The following is a 20,082-nucleotide window of genomic DNA, read 5'->3' as shown; positions in this document are numbered from 1 at the left end:
CAAAAATATTTCGAGCCACAATCCTCCAAAGCTTTGGAGGATTGTGGTTTTATATGCCTGTTACTTTCCTATGATCATCGGCAAAGAAAAAGACGGAACCTCAGTTATACGAATCAATTAAATCGAAGACGGTCATTGACATCAACGGAAAAAAAACAAAACAACAACAAAGAATACTGTTTTCCAATTGGATATAAGCAGAAAAAAGAAAAAAAACGAGTGTCCTCGAAACCAAATCAATTTAATCGAAAATTTTACAATTAACAACAAATCAATTATTAACAATCAAAAATTAACATTATGAACATCGTTGGCAGAATTACAAGAAACGCAGAAATCAACCATTTAAAAGACGACAAGCAGGTCGTTAATTTTTCAGTAGCCATCAATGACAGCTACAAGACTAAGCAAGGCGAACGAAGAGAGCAGACCACCTATTACAACTGTTCTTATTGGCTAAGTCCAAATGTTGCTAAGATTTTAACCAAAGGAACTTTAGTTGAATTGACAGGCAGGGCGAGTTCGAGTGGGTGGATTGGAAAAGATGGAGAAATAAAGTCGGGACTGAATTTTCATACTTCAAACATCAAAGTACACGGAGGTGGGAAAAAGTCTGACACAGATGAACAACCAGCTTCACAACCACAGAAATCCAATGTTTTTGCAGAAGATACAGATGATGATTTACCATTCTAAAAGCATTCACAAATATGGAAGCACAATATAACTTTCAGATGAAGCCGAAAAGTGATAAGAATGATTGGGAAAAGGTGGAGGTCTTTTCCCAATTCTATTGCGAGAGAACGACAGCAATACGGTATGCAAAAAGTCTTTCAAGAAAATTCAAATCAGAAATCCGTCTTACAGAGGGAAAAGACCCTTTGAAAACGAGTGGAACATACATTTACGAAAACAACAATTAATACAACAAATATTATGGCAAATTGGTGCAACAATAAAGTAACATTCAATGGAGATAAGGACAGTTTAAACAAAGTTTTGGCTTTGTTTAAAGAAATGATTGAAAAGGAAAGTAAAGGAAATATCGGGCAGTTACCCGATTTTATTGAGAGCAAAAACGGTTACTTCTTTGAAATTTATTGTGATGAGACTGATGAATGTTCTTTCCATTATGAGACAAGATGGAGTCCAAATATTGAATCGTTATGGATGGTTGCAACTCACTACAATGTCGGATTTGTATTGGATTACGAAGAATCTGGCTGTATGGTTTACGGCAAGACCATTTACGAAAACGAAATCTTACAGGATTATTTTCTCAATCAATGTGACTTTCAAGACTGTATCTACAATGTAGATACGGATTGTTACGAATTTGAGGGTACAAGCTATGATTACCAAGATGAGATTATGAGAATCCTATTAGACAGGAAAATAAATAATAACAAACAAAAAATTGCATAAATGAAAAGATCACTTCAACAAACAGAATATTTACTGATAAAAACAATGACCAACAGCGGATGGGATAATGGCGATTTTGCCATTATCCACATTACGGGAGAATGGAAAGAAACCCAAAAGAAAAGGCTCGAAGCTGTAAAGCCTTTGGAAAATGACTATGATTTAAAATGGCTGAATTATGCTGATACCAATGTCGAATTTTTCAGGTTTTCGGAGGAAACACACCCCGAAATAGAAGAATGGCTTTCTGAAAAAGACAGCGTTTTCATTGAATTGGAAACTGACGAATTAAAAAAACTCCTTCAACCCGAAAATAATCTAAACTGTTATCAAATGCAGGTATTCAAGAATGGAAACGCTATTTATAATGCTTTTGGAAAATATACAGGGGAAGAGTTTTGGACTAAAGAATTTTCATTATGGGAACTGACAAAATAGTCCAAACAGGAAACATCAACAACCATCAACTTTAAACCTACAATTATGCAAACCAATTTTTTCAGACAGATAGCCAAACTCAATCTTACAGGAGATTTGCAAATCACACTCCGACCGACCACAGAAAACAACTTTGTTCTTTCCGTATTGCTCACCAATGAGCAATGCGGAGACGATGCAAGGAAAACGATTCCGCCCCTTAATTTGCGTGGGACAGCAGAAGATTTGGACAATGGATTTTTTGAGAATATTTCCACTCCATTACAAACCGCATCGGGTTTAATGGTAGATATGGAAAGTTTTATGAAACAGGTCGAAGAAGCCAAGAAGAAATCGGCAATGGAAAAAGAGAAATCTGATAAGGAGAAAAAAGAAAAGGAAGTCAAAGATAAAAAGTACGGCGAAGCCTTACAGAAAGCTGAAGAACTCGAAAAGGAGGGCAAGTATAAAGAAGCGTGGTCTGCACTTCCGAAAGGTTCGGAATTTCCTGAATATGCTGAGAAAATCCGCAAAAAGCAGGATGAATACGAAGGGCATTTTGCCCCAAGTCTTTTCTCTGAAAATCAACCTCAATCAACCGAAATTTAAACTAAAAATCAAAAATTATGTTACTCGCAACACTATTAGACAGAGTTTTTATATTAAAAGATAACGGGCAGGAAATCCGCTTGACCGACCCCGAACCAAAATGGAGTGTAGAAGCCGTAATGAATTTTTACGCCAACACATACCCGATTCTAACCACTTCAAAAATTTCAGCACCGAAAATCAAGGATGATGCCGTTGAATACCAATTTGAGAGTGTAGTTGGAACAAAAGGATAACAGGCAAATGGTGGATAGCTTTTAGATTAACGAAATGAGAACTGTATAAAGCCGTCCGCCAAAAGCTGTTGCTAAAAGGTTATCAACTATCAACCAACAACCATTAACAAAAAATGAATGCAACGAAAAACAATATCGGGAACAATTCAACCACCCGAAGAAAAAAAACAAAAACAACTGCACCGACAACTAAGGGAATACGCAGAGTGGATGCATCAAATGAAAGACAGCTCGGAAGTTCAGAAAGACCAACGGAAATCAGTTCCAATCTCTCAACTTCCGATGCTTTTCTGAAAACCTGCTTTATGCCGAAATTAGAGGAGAATGACATAACCATAAAACAGACCAAACGTAAGTCTGCTAAAATAGAAAGGGATTTTTATAAGTCCCTTTCTCAATTAGCAAAGCATTATGATATAACTACGATGCCGACACAGCATTTTAATTATCCTTATAATATCAGCCTTGCTTTGAGAGATATTGAAGCGCAGTTGAAAACCAAGAGTGAAAATTGGCAGAGTATCCGACTGATAGAAAAGGCTAGTAAGACCTACTTCGCAATAGAAGAGAGATGCAACACAGGGGCAACCTTGTTTTATGTTCCTGTCGTACCGCTTTATCAATTTCTCCACAATAAGGTACACAGAAAAGCAGCCTGTTTACTGTTATCAGTATGCGCTTATCTGTATAGAAATGCAGATATTCCATATTATAGGCAGGAGGATTCTTATCTCTATTATAATTACGAAATGCTTAACGATTGGCTTCAACAGGACGAAGAAATAGAGGATAGTCACAACCGCAAAAAAGACCTTCAACGTGCAGAAATCATCGGAGATATGATGGGACAAAAGATTGCCGACTGCAGAAATCTTATCTTTTTTGAGCAACGGCTGAAACGTTTTAGACCGAAAAACAGGTTTGATAAAGAATGCCTTCAATTGGCAGAAAAAGCCTTTAAACTTTATTGTGATTACCCTAATGAAAGCATTTTCAGAAATGCCCACTATAACAATGCGGTCAAATCCGAAGATATGGACGAAGATGACTATTACAACGAGGAAACTGTTATCGCAATGGATAAATATATTTCCTTTTTTGCCGAGAGTGACGGATTAATTTATGATAATCTAACGAGTATGGTCAATAACGAGTTCAACGAATATGCTGAAACACAGGAACCAATGATTTTTAAAACATTTAACGGAAGTGATATAACCGATAAAAATCTTGATTTTGAAAATCAGCTATTTAAGGTCTTGAACGAATTGTGTCGATTGCTTAACTAATCTGTCAAACATATAAATAAAGCAAATTATAATAACAAGCTATGAGAAATACAATCAATACAACTGAAAATGAAGAAACTGACATAACCAATAATTTTGGAACACTCTACCATCCTAAATCAGCATTGGTCTTTTATGAGACAGAAGATTATAATCCCGATGGTTATGTTGAACATTTTGATATTGACCGCAATGGAAATCCCATCAATTCCCATCCTTTGACCTTAAGGGAAGCACAGCGTTTATCGAAAATGCTGAATATCCAAAATAAGAAAGACAAAGATTTTCTAAGACCAAGTGGAGTTATTTCTGAAACTATACTTTTAATAGATACGTCGGAAAATGGAAAAGTGGTCTGGTACACAAAAGCACAGGAACGACATTTATTATTTACCGAGAAGCTTTCGATTCCAAACGGATTAGCGAATGTGCCACCTTTGGTATGGTGTGCTAATAAGCAGGGAATGAAAATATTCGCATTGGAGACAGACCAACGCCCCAATACAGATACACCACTATTTCACGCTCCGTTCTTTAATGTTTACGAAAGCGGAAGTGTTTGTATGGGAACGGTCGACGTAAACATTAAAAGTTCCGCATCACTCGAAGAGTTTACTAAGAAATGGGAAAACTATTTTTTCAATTCTTATTTCAGCCATTTGGTCAACAGCCATAATCCGATTAAAGGAAACTTGGTAATCCTTTGGAAAAGCCTTATTGATTCAAAAGAGCCGTTTCCGACAGATATTCTAATCAATTCAAATCTAACTTTAAAAAATCTACTCTAATGATACAATCTGAAAAAACAAAAGTCCATTTTACCGATGATAGCCTTTTAAATCCTACCAATCCTGTAATGGTAAACCTCATAGGTGCAGGTGGAACAGGTTCAAAAGTATTGACCGCCTTGATGGAAATGAACCATTCATTGATTGAATTGGGACACGCAGGATTACAGGTGCGGTTGTGGGATGATGATATTGTCACAGAAGCGAATCAAGGCAGACAGCGTTTTGCAGAATGTGAAGTAGGATTACCAAAGGCAGTTGCACTGATAAATCGGGCAAACCGATGGTCTGGAACGAATTTGAAAGCCGAAGTCAGAAAGTTTGAAAGAGATTCTTTAGGAAGAATCCAAGAGAATATGCAGTCCGCAATTTATATGTCGTGTGTTGATAATGTCAAATCACGATTTGAAATTGCTGATATTCTGAATGAATTGAAAGAGGGTAGGAGATTATACAGAAACCAGGCTAAATATTGGATGGATTTTGGCAACAACCGATATTCTGGACAGGTTTTGCTTTCTACAGTTGAGAATATAAAACAACCTGATTCCGAAAAATATCAAACAACGTCGAATCTTCCTTATGTGACGGAAGAATTTGGAGAACTGCTTTTGCAGTCTGAAACGCAAGATGATACACCAAGTTGCAGTTTAGCAGAAGCATTAGAAAAGCAGGATTTGTTTATTAATTCTACATTAGCACAAATGGGATGTTCTCTATTGTGGAACTTGTTTCGCAACGGACTGACTGAAAACAGAGGTTTTTTCCTTAATCTAAAAAATTTCCATTCTCAACTGATAAAAATATAAAAAACCGCCTGACCAAAAGTTGGGCGGCAAAAATGCAATTCCTCCCTGCGGTCGGAAACGTATTTTTGCGGAAAGCGGAACAACCCCATTTCTAAAACAATTCCGGACTTTGGCTTTGGTTTGTTTTAGAAAAAAGGTTGTAAGTATTAACTGACTATAGAAAACTCGTTGTGCATAGTTTCAATTAAGCATTAAAATAGTTAGTTGAAACTATGCACTTTCAGTGCAAGAATTTCAGTTTCTATAAATTTTTTATTCGACACAGATGCACAGATAATAAAATGAATTTTTTAATATTTTATTATCTGTGCATCTGTGGAGTTTTTTAAACGAATTTCATTCGTTGTTCAAATCTATGGACTGAAAGTCCATAGTGGTTTAGTTATTTACAACAAGCATTTCCCTCTTGAATAGGTGGGCACTTTACTGTACCGTAACTACAAAACACGCAACAATCTCCCTTTATAGGTTTTAGAGTTGTTTTGCAACTCTCACACTGATAGAAAAATTGACAAGCATCAGTTGGCATTTCTTCGGATTTCTTATGTCCGCAGGTTGGACAAGTTATTTCGGATATTAAAATGATGTCCATTATGAAATAATTTTGCTTTTTAGTGATTTGTAACCAGTAGAGTTGATAGCTTTTTCGATTTGCTCGATGCTGGTTTGTTTGTTGTCGAACTTTACAATTGCGTTGCCTTTTTCGTAAGAAACAATAACTTCAACAATGCCTTTTAGTTTGCTAATTTCTGTCTTTACATGATGTTCACATCCTGAACAAGTCATTCCTTTAATAGTAAATTCAACTTTCTGAATTTTAGAAGTCGAAGTAACAATTGCCGTGATTTTTGTCTTCGGAACAAAGATGTGAGCATAACTCGGAAATGATAGAAGTAAAACTGATATTACGGTAATACTTCCTAACAATGATTTCGTTTGCATAAAATTTTGTTTTTGATTTGTTTCACAATTACAGTCAATTTGTTTTTGAGGTTTCAGTTTTTGATACCAAGCAAAGCCAAGAACTAAAACAGTCATACCAATAAAATAAGGTCGAAAAGGTTCGAGCCACGAAAAGGTAGAAGCAATTCCGCTTGAACCCGCAACTATAGCCAAAATTGGCGTAATACAGCACAAGGACGAAGCAATTGCTGTCAAAAGTCCTGCACCGATTAATTTTTTTTCTGTTTTCATATTGCTTCCAAAATTTTGTTTTCGTTAAGGATTTTGAAAAAAGGTTTGAGCATTTTTTCATACTCTTTTGCCAACGAATAGAAAATAGTTTGCGCTTGTCTTTCCGTTTCAATGAGTTTTCTGTCTTTGAGTTTTCGCAAGTGCTGAGAAACTGCCGAAATGGTCATACTGAGAATATCGCTTAGGTCGCAAACACAAAGTTTCTTTTCTTCATAAAGAAGAAAAAGTATTTTCAGTCTTACATTGTTACCCGCTAACTCAAGTCCGCTGGATAAATAATCAACTGTTCCTTTGATTTCACTAATCCGGTCTTTGCAACGCATTATCTGCTTAACGTCCGCCTGCTGCCTTATACAAGAAAGATTATCCATAAGTACAAAGATAAGCAAATTGTTTATTTAAGCAAATACTAAAATACAAAAACATCTTTTTATACATTTTCATAAAAGGATAAAAGATTTCCGTATAAGTCTAATGCTGCAAATTCTCTTGTGCCATAATAGGTACTTTCTATCTCTGTTTTTTCATTGTGAAGCACCTCTTTTTCTTTTAGCTCTTTATACAGCTCTTCAACTCCTTTTACTTCAATTCTGCAACTGTGTGTTCCTGCTAAAAAGCTTTCTGCCCCACTACTAATCGGTTTTAGAAATAGAAAAATGCTTTTCCATTTCCAACTATAATTGCAGGAAGCCCACAAATGCAGTTCTATGTTGCCCCGAACCAAAATTGCAAAAGTGTCTTCCTTGTGCCGACAATCAAAACCAAATTTGTCTTTGTAAAATTGAACTGCTTTGTCAATTTCCCTGACAGGAAATGCGGGTGTTGCCTTTATCAGTTCTATCATTGTCATGTGCAATTTTAAATTGTAATATTGTGGTATATAGTTGAGACAGCTCAAACGGATTGAAAAAACGTTTTCGGTTTCCTGGCTTAGCTGTTTATCCTTTGTTTTAATAATTTAAAGATAACCCAATACCCCAGCCCATATCGCTATCATAATGTGTACGAATACCCACATTTTTATTGATAATATATTTTAGCTCTGTCATATATTCCATATCGGTGTTGACCATAAAACCAGCCCTCAATCTCTTTGTGATGGGAATATCTTCACGCATTAAAGAAAGACGTACAATTCCATCGTGATATACCTCTGCCTGAAAGTTTACTAACATTGGTAATGTGTACATAAAGCCCAAGCTAATAGCTCTACGTGTATCTTTTTCATTTTTCTGTCCGAATAAATTGGTTTCGTGTTCATCCATACCCATTTTACGATACCTCCAATCAAAACCTATAAACGGCATAAACCATTGCATTTTTCCAATGTACCTTCCTAAATGTGTTTCTACTTCATAACCGTGCATATCGTTATAGCCTAATCGCCATTCTGTCCCTAAACTCCATCTTGAATTCTGAAGCATCGCATCACCATCATTTCCATTGCTAGCAAAATCATTCTGAGCCATTAAGTGTGGCATATTGCTTTCTCTTTGCAACATATTATATGCTTGTTTTTTGTTAGGTAAATTCGGATTTTGATAATCGTCAACTGCAAATACCCTGTTCATTCCTGACATCATATGATAAAGGATATGACAGTGGAAAAACCAATCTCCTTCTTCGTTTGCTAAAAACTCAATGGTATCAGTTTCCATTGGCATTATATCTATAACATTTTTTAGTGGTGATTTTTCGCCTTTGCCATTGATTACCCTGAAATCAAAACCGTGCAAGTGCATTGGATGGCGCATCATTGAGTTATTATGAATGGTAATTCGAAGAATTTCTCCTTTTTTCACAGGTATTTTATCAACTTCTGAAAGTATTTTATTATCCATACTCCACACATAACGGTTCATATTTCCGGTAAGGGTAAATTTCAATTCTTTTACTGGCGCATCTTTAGGAAGTTCCGTATTGGAAGGAGATTGTAGCATTGCATAATTCAGCGTTTTGATTTCTCCCAAAGCATTTGCATTGTAACGGTTGGGATCATTTTCCATATTCATATTGTGTTGACTATGGTCTTCTTTTGGTTTTGCCTCTCCAGTAATTTCAGGATACATTACCACGTTCATATCCATTTGGTTCAGGCTCATTTTCATTCCCATATCGTCCAAATCTCCATTCATCTTCATCATATCGTTCATCATCTTCATCCCTTCAAAATATTTTAATTTAGGAAGTGGTGATATTAATTGTTTGATGCCATTGCCCACAAAATAACTTGCGGATTGTGTTCTGTCTTCAGTAGTAGCTAGAAACTGATAAGCAACACCATCTTCAGGAATTGTTACTACAATATCGTAAGTTTCAGAAACCGCAATGATTAATCTATCTACTTCCACAGGTTCTACATCATTACCGTCATTTGCAACTACGGTAATTTTACCGCCTGCATACCGCAACCAAAAATAGGACGAAGCACCACCGTTTGAAACTCGCAATCGTACTTTATCGCCCGCTTTTAGCGTTTTGCCGTCCACCTTTTTTAAATCGGTCGTATGGTTTCCATTGATTAAAATTTTGTCATAATACACATCGCTTACATCCATTGCCAACATCCGTTTCCATTCGTTGGTTAGTTTTGTTTTGAAATGTCCTTCTCTAATAGCTTCTGCATAAGACTGTGTTGCATTTTTTTTAATAGCTGCCCAATCGTTGGCATTATGCAGCATCCTGTTGATGTTGTCGGGATTAAGATTTGTCCACTCGCTTAAAATGATGGGTACAGTCGGCAAATCGTCAATTCCTTTTCTAAAGGTTTTATCATCATCCTTTTTCTTCATTATAAAACTGCCATACATCCCAATTTGCTCCTGCAAACCAGAATGTGAGTGATACCAATGCGTTCCGTGTTGGATAATTGGGAAGCGATAGGTATAGGTTGTGCCTGCCTTAATAGGTTTTTGTGTAAGCCAGGGCACACCATCTTCTTTGTTGGGCAGGAACACTCCGTGCCAATGCAATGAGGTACTTTCTTTTAATTGGTTATGTACAACGATTTCGGCTGTATCGCCTTCGGTAAAAGTGAGCGTTGGCATTGGTATTTGACCATTTACGGAAATGGCTCTTTTTTCTTTGCCTGCGTAGTTTACAAGCGTATCTTTTACATACAACTCGTAACGAACTACTTTTTGTGCAAAGAGAGATTGCGAACATAACAGTATAAAAACTGCTTGCAGCAACCTGATCGTAACATTTTTAGGTATATTCATTTTGATATTTTTTTTCTTGAAACTTAATCCTGCTCTTTTAGCCAATTGGTTAAAACTTTGATTTGCTCATCATTCAGTTTTGTGTTTTTATGCATCATTGTATATGATGCTAAGGGCATTTGTTTAGTTTCGATTTGTTCTTTAATTGAGTTTAATAATCTTTCCTGCTTCCTATTTGAGTATGTACCCCATTCGTTGAAATTCAAACCTCTTTTGCGTTTTTTATGTGGTTTTCTACTAATGCTCTCATAGGTTGCACATAGTCGTACCAAACATAATTAGTATTGTTACTATGACAATCGTAGCAAGAGGTTTGAAGCATCGCTTTTACTTCAACAGGCATTTTATACGCTTGGGTAAAATCGGTTGTGTAAACCTGCCCTTTATCTACATTAAGGGCAGGCTGATAAAATTGAATAGCAATAAAAATAAACAGCACTATTGTCAACATTATCTTTAATACTCTCTTCATTTTTAGAACTCTTTTTTTACAGAGCCACATGTAAGCATCTTGCTGCCATAATAAGGATTTTTGATAGTCTTAGCTTCGTTAATCCAAACCGCACCTTTACCATCATTGTACATTGGGCAGTAGTCCTGATATAATTTTTGGGTAGTTCCAAATAATGTGATAAGGTCAGAAACGTCTTTACTTAGCGATGCTAAATGCTCTCTCTGGTGGTCTATTTTACCAGCATTGTCACTAATATGCTCTGCATTTTCTTTGGCATTTTCCGCTATTTCCATATATTCTTTATGTTTATTCGCTGGGATAGCGTTCATATCCACATTTTTTAAGGTAGTAAACAATTGCTTTCCTGCATTAGCCGCTGCTTTGTCATTATCTGCAACAAGTGCATTTTTTAAAGCCAAATAATCCTTAATTATAGGTGCGACAGTAAACTTTTGAGCTTGCTTCACATCGGACTTTTCTGCCTCTTGAGAAGATGTATCCGTTGAAGTAACAGTTGCTACCGTATCATTGTGTGTAGGTGATTGTAACTCCGGAGTTGCAGCAATTGTTGTGCTATCATTAGCTTGCTGGTCGCTATTTTTATTTGAAGATTGATTGCAGGAAATTGTTACCGCTGCAACTGTTACTAATGTAATGATTGAGAAAATTATATTTTTCATTTTATTTATTTTTGATATTATTGAAGAAATTTGTCTTATTTATTTGTTTTCAAATTCATTTAGCTTACGCTTCATAAATTCGATTTCTTGTGCCTGTGTTTCCAGTATGTTTTTTTGTAACTGTATCAATTCGGGGTCGGTAAGCTTAGCTTTTTCAGACATCAATACTGCTGCTGCGTGATGTGGTATCATACCTTTTACAAACTCTTTATTTCCCACAAATAATTGCTCCCGAATACCAAACCAAGAAAAGATACCAATCGCAAGGGAAACCGTTATGATTGCCCAGTTGATTTTTTTGCTTTCATACATTCCTTTCATTATCAATAGTTCTATAATCAACATTGCAGAAACCATCAGCAAAGTCATATACAAATTATTGATGTTCAGGATAAGGTTCTGTAAGCCGTCAATCATAGCATACATAATGAAGTACATAGCTATGAACATAGCAACAGCCATTACAGCAAAGCGTTTGTACATTGCTAAAGAGTGATTAGTATTATGCTTTTCATTCTTATGGTTATGTTGCATTTCGTGTTGGTTTTCCATACTTTCCATAACAATAGCGTTTTATTTGTTATTAATAGTTTCCTGTACGCTACCGCAAGTAAGCATTTTGGAGCCGTAATACGGGTTTTTAATTGCTTCTTCTTTGCTTAGCCAATTTGCTCCTTTACCATTATTGTACATTGGGCAATGTTGATAATAAACAGGTGTTTCTTGTTTTGAAACTTTGGCTAATTCGTACATATTATTAGCCAGTAAAGCGAAAATTTCTCTTTGTTTGGTAACATCTTTTGCTATAGCAATTTTTTCTGCATTAGCAGTTAAATCTTTCATTACTTTCATCCAAACGGTATGTTCTTCGTTGGAAAGTTTTGTCATTTCTACTGCTTTAATGGCTTTTACCAATTCGGTAGCTTTTGCGGAAGAAGTACCTGCATCAGTTTTTACCAACGCATCTTTCACTGAAAAATAGTTATTGAAAACGGCTTTTAATTGCGGTACATTTTGTGTTTCAGTGGTATTTTTTTGAGCCATATCGCTTTGGTTATGGTTGGCGTGTTCATTTTTCATATCCATACCTGCATCTCTGGTTTTTGCAACTGGTTTTAGTTCCCTTTTATACTGGCAACAGTCGGATAATTTTGCATATACATCATCTGGAGCCAAAAATTTCTCACTGTCATAACCTGCTAAGGCAATGCGTTTCAATATTTCGTCCTGATTTGTTTTTTTACCATCATAGTTGAGTGTAGCAATCTTGGTATCTTTATTCCAATCTACCGTGGCTACATTTTTTAAATTTCCTGCTTTTTCGATGGTTGTTTTACACATTTCGCAGTTGCCATATATTTTTACAGTTTCTGTTTTTGCATTTTTGATTTGTGCAAAACTGTTTACGGCTGATAGTAATACGATGATTACCATCAATATTTTTGATATTGATTTCATTTTTATTTTTTTTAATTTAATAAGATATACGAAGAGTTTGCGAAAACTGGATTCAGCTTTCGACAAGGCACACGTATGGCTAACAAGCCATCGTTTTAGCTTATTTTAGGTGGTTGCCAAATGGAAGAGTAGCCTGAAGAATAGTAGGCTTCTTTGAAACCGAATTTTTGCTTTTTAATTTCAGCAAAAGGGTTAGCTGTTTTTAAATCTATTGGTATTGGTAAGCTTACAGAAGATGAAGAAGTGCTACATCCACATGAACTGTGCTTACAATTGCCGTCGCAGTCGTGACCATTTTTGCATTTTTTACAGGACTTGTCCTTGCAACTGCTTTTATGTTCTGCTTTTGCAGATTGATCTTTTGAGCAGGACTTTTGCTCTGTCTTAGTTGTTTTTTTTGCACAAGCATAGCTTATGCTTGGCATTAGGAAAAAGCCCAAACATAGTAAGATGACAAAGCTGATATGTTTACTCAAATTTTTCAACACTACAAAATTATGAAATTATTTCTTTTAATTGCTATATTTTGCACTTTCGTGAACTGCAAACACAGAATTATAGATAAAATATCTAAATCACTAGTCTGCATAGTCCTTTTTATGCTTATTAAAATAAATATACAGTTAATTACCTAAAGTGTTTGTTATAAGTTAAATAACTAAACAGGTTATTAGGATAAGGAAATTATCTTTGTTTAATGGTTCTATCTTAAAACCTGCTTTCTGTACAGTTTCAATTACCTGTTCTTGTGTAATTCCTTCTGATTTTACGGTAAGCACCTTGTCTTTAGTTGTATCTACTTCCCAATGGCATATTATACCATGGTATTATCCAAATGAGGTTTTACAGATGCTACACATCCACCACAGTTAATATTTGTTTTGAATCGTAAGTCTTGATTATTCTTTTCCATTTTGTTTATTGAATAATTCATTTAAAGTTTAAAACTGCGTAATCGCAATGCATTTACGATTACCGATACAGAACTTAAAGACATTGCTAAAGCTGCAATCATTGGAGATAATAAAATTCCGAAAAACGGATATAAAATACCTGCTGCAATTGGAACACCAAGCACATTGTAGAAAAAGGCAAAGAATAAATTTTGCTTGATGTTTTTCATAACAGCATGGCTCAAATTTTTTGCTTTAACGATACCTAATAAATCGCCTTTTACTAAAGTTATTTTGGCACTTTCTATGGCTACATCAGTTCCAGTTCCCATAGCTATTCCGATATTGGCTTGTGCTAATGCCGGAGCATCATTTATACCATCACCAGCCATAGCTACAATTTTCCCTTCTGCTTGTAAACGTTTAATTTCGTTGAGTTTATCTTCGGGTAAGCATCCTGCTTTATAGGAAGATAAACCTAATTCATCCGCTACTGCTTTGGCTGTATTAACATTGTCGCCAGTAAGCATAATTACTTCTACACCTTGGAGCATTAGTTCTTTTATCGCTGCTGCACTCGAAGTTTTTATCGCATCGGTAATTGAAACAAAACCAACTGTAACATCATCAACAGCAATGTAAGAAACCGTTTTACCAAGTTTTTGTTCTGCAATAATTTTGGTTTCTAAATCGTCAGAAATAGTTGCCTTAACCTGTTCCATTAGTTTTTTATTGCCTAATGCTACTTTTCTATTGGTAACCGTTCCTGTAACTCCTTTTCCTGTAACATTTTCAAAATCTTTGACTCCAATTAATGAAATAGATTTTGTTTTGGCATAATTGACTACTGCTTGTGCCAATGGATGTTCACTGTATTGGTTTAAGGAAGCTATATTTTGCAATAAATCATCCTCGTTATTAGTTGATGCGTAAATTTTTTCTACAGAAGGTTTTCCCTCAGTTAGCGTTCCTGTTTTATCTGTTATTAAAACATCCACCTTATTCATATTTTCTAAGGCTTCGGCATTTTTAATTAATACTCCAGATTGTGCTCCTTTGCCCACACCCACCATCACAGACATCGGCGTGGCTAAACCTAAAGCACAAGGACAAGCTATGATTAAAACTGCAATGGCATTTATAAATCCATAAACCTTCGCTGGTTCTGGACCAAATAGTGCCCAAACAAAAAAGGTAATTACTGAAATGATTACTACAATGGGTACAAAATATTTAGAAATACTATCGGCTAATTTTTGAATGGGTGCTCTTGAACGAGAAGCATCGTTAACCATTTGTACAATTTGAGAAAGTAATGTTTCAGAACCTACTTTTTCGGCCATCATTACAAATGATTTGTTCCCGTTGATTGTTCCCGAAATTACATTATCGTCTTTCTTTTTGTCAACGGGAATTGGTTCTCCTGTAATCATTGCTTCATCAATACTGCTTTCACCATCGGTTATTTTTCCGTCAACTGGAATTTTATCTCCTGGTTTTACGCGTAATAAATCACCTTTCTTAATATCATGAATGGAAATCACTTTATCGCCCCCTTCACCAATCAAAGTAGCTTCGGTTGGTGCTAATTGTAATAACGCTTTTATAGCTCCACTGGTTTGGCTATGTGCTCTTGCTTCTAACAATTGTCCCAACAAGACCAGTGTAATGATTACTGTTGCTGCTTCAAAATAAAGATGAATGGTTCCGTGTTCGGTTTTAAATTCTTCCGGAAAGATATTCGGAATCAGCATTCCTACAATACTAAACAAAAATGCAACTCCAGTTCCTATTCCGATAAGGGTAAACATATTTAGATTCCAAGTGATTATGGATTTCCAAGCTCGTACAAAAAACATCCAACCAGCATAGAAAACAACAGGAATTGAAAACAGAAATTGCACCCAGTTCCACATGTTGCTGTCCATTATTTGAAATAACGGATTGTTATGTACCATTTCCATCATGGCAATAATAAAAATTGGCACCGTAAAGAGGGTTGCAATTTTCATTTTTTTAAGCAAATCCAGATAGGTTTTTTTTTCTTCGGAATCGCTTGGTTCCATGGGTACTAAATCCATTCCGCATATAGGACATGAACCCGGACTATCTTGAATAACTTCGGGATGCATTGGGCAGGTGTACATCGTTTTCTTTACATTCAATTCTGCTTCTTTTACCAAATGCATTCCACAAACAGGGCAATCGCCAGCTTTATCATAAGTTTTATCGCCTTCACAATGCATTGGACAATAGTATTTGCCTTTTATATTGCTAGTCACTTCGATTGTTTTTTTATCATCGTGAGAATGAGCAGAGCAGCAGGATTTTGCCACTGGTTCATTTGTCGTGGTATGTTGTGGGCTTTTGTTATTGCTCATTTCTATGGTATATTTTCCAACAACGGTTAATGCTTTTTGCAATTGTGTAGTTGGAATGTGTTTATCCATTGTCAGGGTAGCTGAGTTTTCATCTTTTGAAACTTCAACATTTGTCACATTTTCAACCTTTAATAAAGCTGATTTCACCTTTGCTTCGCAACCTCCACAGGTCATACCTGTTACTTGATATTTGTGTACCATTTTGTATGAGTTTTATGATACAAAGTTCCGTATTGTTTCCATTTTTTCGTTGTGGAATTTTGGGAATGATTTGTAAGATTTACTTAGACCTTATCCAAAGGTTTTCTTTTATCCTCTCGTATTCGCTTGAAATAACTTGGGGTAAGTCCTGTTACCTTTTTGAATTGGTTGCTTAAATAGGCTACACTTGAGTAATTTAAACGGAAAGCAATTTCACTCAAAGATAGTTCATCATATACCAATAATTCTTTTACCTTCTCTATTTTTTGGGCAATAAAATATTTTTCGATAGTAGTGCCTTCAATTTCTGAAAATAAATTAGAGAGATAATTATAGTCGTGGTGTATCTTGCTATTTAAAACATCCGACAAATTGTATTTTGTTTCGCCATCCTGATGATGAACGAGGTCAATAATAATATTTTTTATTTTTTCTATAATTCGGCTTTTTTTATCATCTATTAATTCAAAACCTAATACAGTCAGTGCTTGCACTAAATTGGTTTTAACGTTTTCAGCTAATTCTTTATCCAAGGTAACTTCTCCCAGCTTTATATTTTTCACAGTCAATCCAAGCTTCTCCAATTCATTCTGCACTACCATAATACAACGGTTGCAAACCATATTTTTTATAAAGAGTGTTGTCATATATTTTGTGCTTTATTTGAAATTAGCTTAAAATAAGCTCTATAAAATTACAATTAATATTTTCTTGTAATTGTAGAACAGTTGTCAATTGATGTATTTATCCACTGCGTTGTCCAATTCTTCATTTTTAATATTGCTTAAATTTATATCTGCCAAATGGAAAACTGGTCAAGTAGTTTGCTGACTTTCTTTATATCATTTCTTTATTCAAAGCATCAATGAGCATTTTGGTCATAATATTTCTTCTTTAGCCACAAACTTGCACGTACCAATAATATCAGTACAGGAACTTCCACCAATGGGCCGATAACGCCCACAAATGCCTGTGGCGAATGAATACCGAAAACCGATATTGCTACGGCTATTGCCAATTCAAAATTGTTTCCTGTGGCTGTAAATGCGATGGATGCGTTTTTATCGTAAGGAACTTTAAGAGATTTATTGATAAAGAAGCTCACGAAAAACATAAGTATAAAATAGATGATTAACGGTATTGCTACTTTTACTACATCCATTGGCAACTCTACTATTTTATCGCCTTTCAGACTGAACATCAATACTATAGTAAACAGTAAAGCATACAATGTAATGGGCGATATTTTGGGTACAAATTTCCGGTTATACCATTCTATACCTTTTGATTTTACAAGGATGTATCGGCTTAAAAACCTGCCAAGAAAGGAATACCTAAATATATCAATACGCTTTCGGTAACATCTTTCATTGATACGCTTACATTGAAATTGGCTAATACTAATTTTGCAGGTAATACGTTGATGAATAACCATACTAAAAAACTGTAAGTAAATATCTGGAAGATACTGTTTAATGCAACTAACATAGCTGTATATTCTCTGTTTGCTTTAGCTAAATCACTCCAAACGATTACCATTGCGATACATCTTGCCAAACCTATCAGTATCAAACCTGTCATATAATCGGGTTCATTCCTTAAAAATAAAACGGCTAACCCGAACATTAGCACTGTACCGATAACCCAATTCAGCAATAAGGATATACCAATTACTTTTTTATCCTTAAACGCCATAGGCAATAATGAATAATCAACCTTTGCTAATGGCGGATACATCATCAATATTAAACCTATTGCCAACGGAATATTTGTAGTGCCTACGGATAGCGCATTTGTAATTTTTGAAATACCGGGAAAAATATATCCCAATCCTATACCTACTGCCATTGCAAGGAATATCCATAAGGTAAGGTATCTGTCTAAGAATTTTAGTTTTGGTTGCATCGGCTACATTTTAATCATTGAAAAAACATAGAACATTTCCGTTGCTATCTGTAAACTTCTATCAGCATAGACCTTTGATTGTTCCGGTGTATTGTCTGAAATTTTAGGGTCTTCAAATGTGATAGGTATTCTCTTTTCTGCTCCTGCAATAAAAGGGCATCCGCCGTCTGCCTGTGAACAGGTCATAATAGCTGCAAACGCTGATACAGGATTGAAAGGGCTATCATATTTTTTGGAGAAACCAACAATCGGCAAAGAATTATCACTATACTTTATGGCATATACAGGATTGTCGGTATCTGCTATTTTGAAAATACTTAATCCCTGATGTGTCAATGTTTCTGCCACTTTCGGGAATAATGCCGTTTCTTCTGTACCACCCGAATAACAATGTACCTTTGGGATAACATAGTGTGCTGCTGCTACCTGTGCCCAAACCTGCGATAAATGGCTTCTTCGGGAATTGTGGGTACAAATGAAGTTGATACTTATTTCCTGACTATTGTTTACTTTTTGCTGTACAAAATCTATCAGTGGTCGTAATATATTTTTGCGTTCTTCACTGATGTTTTGAAAAGTAGTAACATTGTTTATTGTTTCAACTAAATTCTTATACATTTTGATTGATTTAAAGGGTTTAACAACATCCTGAATTAGGTGTGCAGGAAGCATTATTCAACGCTGATAATTTTATTTTTTGCTTTTCGACAGGAATACCGCAAGCATCCTGAGCAAGACAAGCTGTTGTTTTACTTTTCAGTACGAATGTTTTTCCGTTGAAATCCAAATCATATTTCCCGATAGTATCAATTTGATATTCTACTTCAATTTCGGCATCTTCCATACCTAATTTTTCTTCGGATAGTTTGATGATATTTAATAGTTTGGTTGGCTTCAATCTATGTTCGTAATCGTCAGCATTCCATAATTGGAAATTGACAACTTTTTCATTGCGGATTACACCACCACAATCAATAAAAATTTTATTGATTTGCCCAACTTCGGTAACGTGGAAATGTTCGGGAACAAACGTTCCGTTCTCTAATTGAAATTCAACATGCTCTAATGTTGGTAAGATTTCTTTGATTTTTGATAGTTTCATAATTTCATTATTTAATTGTTATATTGCATTATTACGATTGATTTGGTTAAAATAAATGCTTAGCAACATTTATCAATACCTATATCGTCAACAAAGAAAGTATTGAGTTCCTTCTTAATCTGCTGCCAGACATTTTCATCAATGCAGTAGCATACACTGGTTCCCTCTATATTTCCTTTGATAATACCAATGTTTTTTAGTTCTTTCAAATGCTGCGAAATGGTAGCTTGTGCCAATCCCAATTCCTCTACCAAGTCATTACAAATACAGGCATTTTGTTTAATGATATATTGCAGGATAGCTATGCGTGCAGGATGAGCCAATGCCTTTAGCGAAGTTGCTAAACGGTTCTGCTGTTCCGTGTATATTTCAGTTTTTGTAACTCCCATTTTTATCAAAAATTATACATCGCAATATTACGATTAATATTTTAACTACCAAAATTGTTTAAAAAAATATTTAGTGAAGTTTACCCCTGTTGCACCAAATGTTGCAAATTCGGATCATTTTTTTTATCCGCTCTTTTTCATTTTCAATAATATTTACAATGTTTATTTTTATCTGGCGGTAATTCAGTAAAGATATCCTGTTGTTGATTTCCGGGCAATGATGGCGGTTGCTTTTAGGGTTGGTTTTGTTGGATGTCCTTTCAAAGCCACTTCGCTTTTTTGCAAAACGCAATTCCAAAGTCTAAAGTCCTACGTTTTTCCGAACAAAAAAGCTTTGAGGGGATGTCAGGTTCTCTTCCCTTTTTTAATTTGACGGAATGTATTGTGAACTCTGCTGTAGCTTTCCCTGCAAACTGTATAAAAAGGATTATACTAGTCATCAACCTGCATAAAATAAATACAGCTTTAAATTCATACCTGTGTAAATAAGATACAGATCATCATCATAAAATAGAATCATGCCGATCATCAAACCTGCGTAATACACATACAGCTGGAGTTCATACCTGCGTAAATCATATACAGGTCACCTGCTTAAGATAAGTACAGGTCAAAATCCTTACGATTTGAT

The 20,082-nt window shown here is 35.3% G+C and carries 23 protein-coding genes and 2 pseudogenes; 9 read left to right on the top strand and 16 right to left on the bottom strand.

Annotation, left to right across the window (positions count from 1 at the left end; translation table 11 throughout):
- Window positions 1-300: 300 nt before the first annotated feature.
- From EG346_RS24510 to EG346_RS24470, 9 genes are all read left to right on the top strand, one after another.
- Window positions 301-696 (top strand): single-stranded DNA-binding protein, encoded by a 396-nt coding sequence (locus EG346_RS24510; protein ID WP_034975981.1) that lies wholly within the window; start codon window positions 301-303, stop codon window positions 694-696.
- Window positions 697-710: 14 nt separating this feature from the next.
- A complete protein-coding gene (locus EG346_RS24505; RefSeq protein WP_034975977.1) occupies window positions 711-923 on the top strand; it encodes a hypothetical protein in 213 nt (70 codons plus the stop codon).
- Window positions 924-936: 13 nt separating this feature from the next.
- On the top strand, window positions 937-1,425 hold the full coding sequence (locus EG346_RS24500) for a DUF1281 family ferredoxin-like fold protein (protein WP_034975972.1): 489 nt from the start codon (window positions 937-939) through the stop codon (window positions 1,423-1,425).
- Complete coding sequence (locus EG346_RS24495) at window positions 1,426-1,863, top strand: hypothetical protein (protein ID WP_034975970.1); 438 nt, start codon at window positions 1,426-1,428, stop codon at window positions 1,861-1,863.
- 45 nt (window positions 1,864-1,908) lie between these two features.
- Window positions 1,909-2,451: a PRTRC system protein E gene (locus EG346_RS24490; RefSeq protein ID WP_034975968.1), complete on the top strand. Its 543-nt coding sequence runs from the start codon at window positions 1,909-1,911 to the stop codon at window positions 2,449-2,451.
- A gap of 17 nt (window positions 2,452-2,468) precedes the next feature.
- Window positions 2,469-2,687 carry a PRTRC system protein C gene (locus EG346_RS24485; RefSeq protein ID WP_034975966.1) on the top strand — a complete coding sequence of 73 codons (219 nt, stop codon included), beginning with the start codon at window positions 2,469-2,471 and terminating at the stop codon, window positions 2,685-2,687.
- Window positions 2,688-2,800: 113 nt separating this feature from the next.
- On the top strand, window positions 2,801-3,976 hold the full coding sequence (locus tag EG346_RS24480; RefSeq protein WP_034975962.1) for a hypothetical protein: 1,176 nt from the start codon (window positions 2,801-2,803) through the stop codon (window positions 3,974-3,976).
- Window positions 3,977-4,017: 41 nt separating this feature from the next.
- Window positions 4,018-4,764 (top strand): PRTRC system protein B, encoded by a 747-nt coding sequence (locus EG346_RS24475; RefSeq protein WP_042279175.1) that lies wholly within the window; start codon window positions 4,018-4,020, stop codon window positions 4,762-4,764.
- 2 nt (window positions 4,765-4,766) lie between these two features.
- Entirely contained in the window at window positions 4,767-5,573 is an 807-nt protein-coding gene (locus tag EG346_RS24470) for a PRTRC system ThiF family protein (RefSeq protein WP_034976223.1), read from the top strand.
- A 382-nt stretch (window positions 5,574-5,955) separates the two neighbouring features.
- Here the strand turns inward: EG346_RS24470 and EG346_RS25260 are convergent, their stop codons facing one another.
- The 16 genes and pseudogenes from EG346_RS25260 to EG346_RS24385 all read right to left on the bottom strand — a co-directional run bounded on the left by EG346_RS25260 (window position 5,956) and on the right by EG346_RS24385 (window position 19,451).
- Window positions 5,956-6,165 (bottom strand): GDCCVxC domain-containing (seleno)protein, encoded by a 210-nt coding sequence (locus EG346_RS25260; protein ID WP_072410579.1) that lies wholly within the window; start codon window positions 6,163-6,165, stop codon window positions 5,956-5,958.
- A complete protein-coding gene (gene merTP, locus EG346_RS24460; protein ID WP_034975961.1) occupies window positions 6,165-6,767 on the bottom strand; it encodes a mercuric transport protein MerTP in 603 nt (200 codons plus the stop codon). Before merTP ends, EG346_RS25260 begins: the two co-directional genes overlap by 1 nt.
- Window positions 6,764-7,138: an ArsR/SmtB family transcription factor gene (locus EG346_RS24455; protein ID WP_027381139.1), complete on the bottom strand. Its 375-nt coding sequence runs from the start codon at window positions 7,136-7,138 to the stop codon at window positions 6,764-6,766. The genes merTP and EG346_RS24455 overlap by 4 nt, the downstream gene beginning before the upstream one ends.
- 59 nt (window positions 7,139-7,197) lie before the next feature.
- Window positions 7,198-7,611 (bottom strand): bleomycin resistance protein, encoded by a 414-nt coding sequence (locus EG346_RS24450; RefSeq protein ID WP_198417452.1) that lies wholly within the window; start codon window positions 7,609-7,611, stop codon window positions 7,198-7,200.
- 106 nt (window positions 7,612-7,717) lie between these two features.
- Window positions 7,718-9,988, bottom strand: coding sequence for a multicopper oxidase family protein (locus tag EG346_RS24445; protein WP_034742681.1), 2,271 nt, complete (start codon window positions 9,986-9,988; stop codon window positions 7,718-7,720).
- 23 nt (window positions 9,989-10,011) lie between these two features.
- Window positions 10,012-10,439: pseudogene (locus tag EG346_RS24440) on the bottom strand (heme-binding domain-containing protein).
- A gap of 23 nt (window positions 10,440-10,462) precedes the next feature.
- Entirely contained in the window at window positions 10,463-11,122 is a 660-nt protein-coding gene (locus EG346_RS24435; RefSeq protein ID WP_034741371.1) for a DUF3347 domain-containing protein, read from the bottom strand.
- A 39-nt stretch (window positions 11,123-11,161) separates the two neighbouring features.
- Complete coding sequence (locus EG346_RS24430; RefSeq protein ID WP_034741369.1) at window positions 11,162-11,683, bottom strand: DUF305 domain-containing protein; 522 nt, start codon at window positions 11,681-11,683, stop codon at window positions 11,162-11,164.
- Between the two features lie 12 nt (window positions 11,684-11,695).
- Window positions 11,696-12,580, bottom strand: coding sequence for a DUF3347 domain-containing protein (locus EG346_RS24425; protein WP_034741366.1), 885 nt, complete (start codon window positions 12,578-12,580; stop codon window positions 11,696-11,698).
- A 226-nt stretch (window positions 12,581-12,806) separates the two neighbouring features.
- A complete protein-coding gene (locus EG346_RS24420; RefSeq protein ID WP_028122604.1) occupies window positions 12,807-12,989 on the bottom strand; it encodes a hypothetical protein in 183 nt (60 codons plus the stop codon).
- Between the two features lie 525 nt (window positions 12,990-13,514).
- On the bottom strand, window positions 13,515-16,055 hold the full coding sequence (locus tag EG346_RS24410; RefSeq protein WP_028122605.1) for a heavy metal translocating P-type ATPase: 2,541 nt from the start codon (window positions 16,053-16,055) through the stop codon (window positions 13,515-13,517).
- Window positions 16,056-16,138: 83 nt separating this feature from the next.
- Window positions 16,139-16,702, bottom strand: coding sequence for a helix-turn-helix domain-containing protein (locus EG346_RS24405; protein WP_028122606.1), 564 nt, complete (start codon window positions 16,700-16,702; stop codon window positions 16,139-16,141).
- A 215-nt stretch (window positions 16,703-16,917) separates the two neighbouring features.
- Window positions 16,918-17,960: pseudogene (gene arsB / locus EG346_RS24400) on the bottom strand (ACR3 family arsenite efflux transporter).
- 3 nt (window positions 17,961-17,963) lie between these two features.
- Window positions 17,964-18,578 carry an arsenate-mycothiol transferase ArsC gene (locus EG346_RS24395; RefSeq protein WP_028122607.1) on the bottom strand — a complete coding sequence of 205 codons (615 nt, stop codon included), beginning with the start codon at window positions 18,576-18,578 and terminating at the stop codon, window positions 17,964-17,966.
- A gap of 19 nt (window positions 18,579-18,597) precedes the next feature.
- Complete coding sequence (locus EG346_RS24390; RefSeq protein WP_028122608.1) at window positions 18,598-19,062, bottom strand: DUF6428 family protein; 465 nt, start codon at window positions 19,060-19,062, stop codon at window positions 18,598-18,600.
- Window positions 19,063-19,121: 59 nt separating this feature from the next.
- Window positions 19,122-19,451, bottom strand: coding sequence for an ArsR/SmtB family transcription factor (locus tag EG346_RS24385; RefSeq protein WP_028122609.1), 330 nt, complete (start codon window positions 19,449-19,451; stop codon window positions 19,122-19,124).
- Window positions 19,452-20,082: the final 631 nt, after the last annotated feature.

Source organism: Chryseobacterium carnipullorum (assembly GCF_003815695.1).
Lineage (GTDB): Bacteria > Bacteroidota > Bacteroidia > Flavobacteriales > Weeksellaceae > Chryseobacterium > Chryseobacterium carnipullorum.
This window is presented reverse-complemented; position numbering and strand designations above follow the sequence as displayed.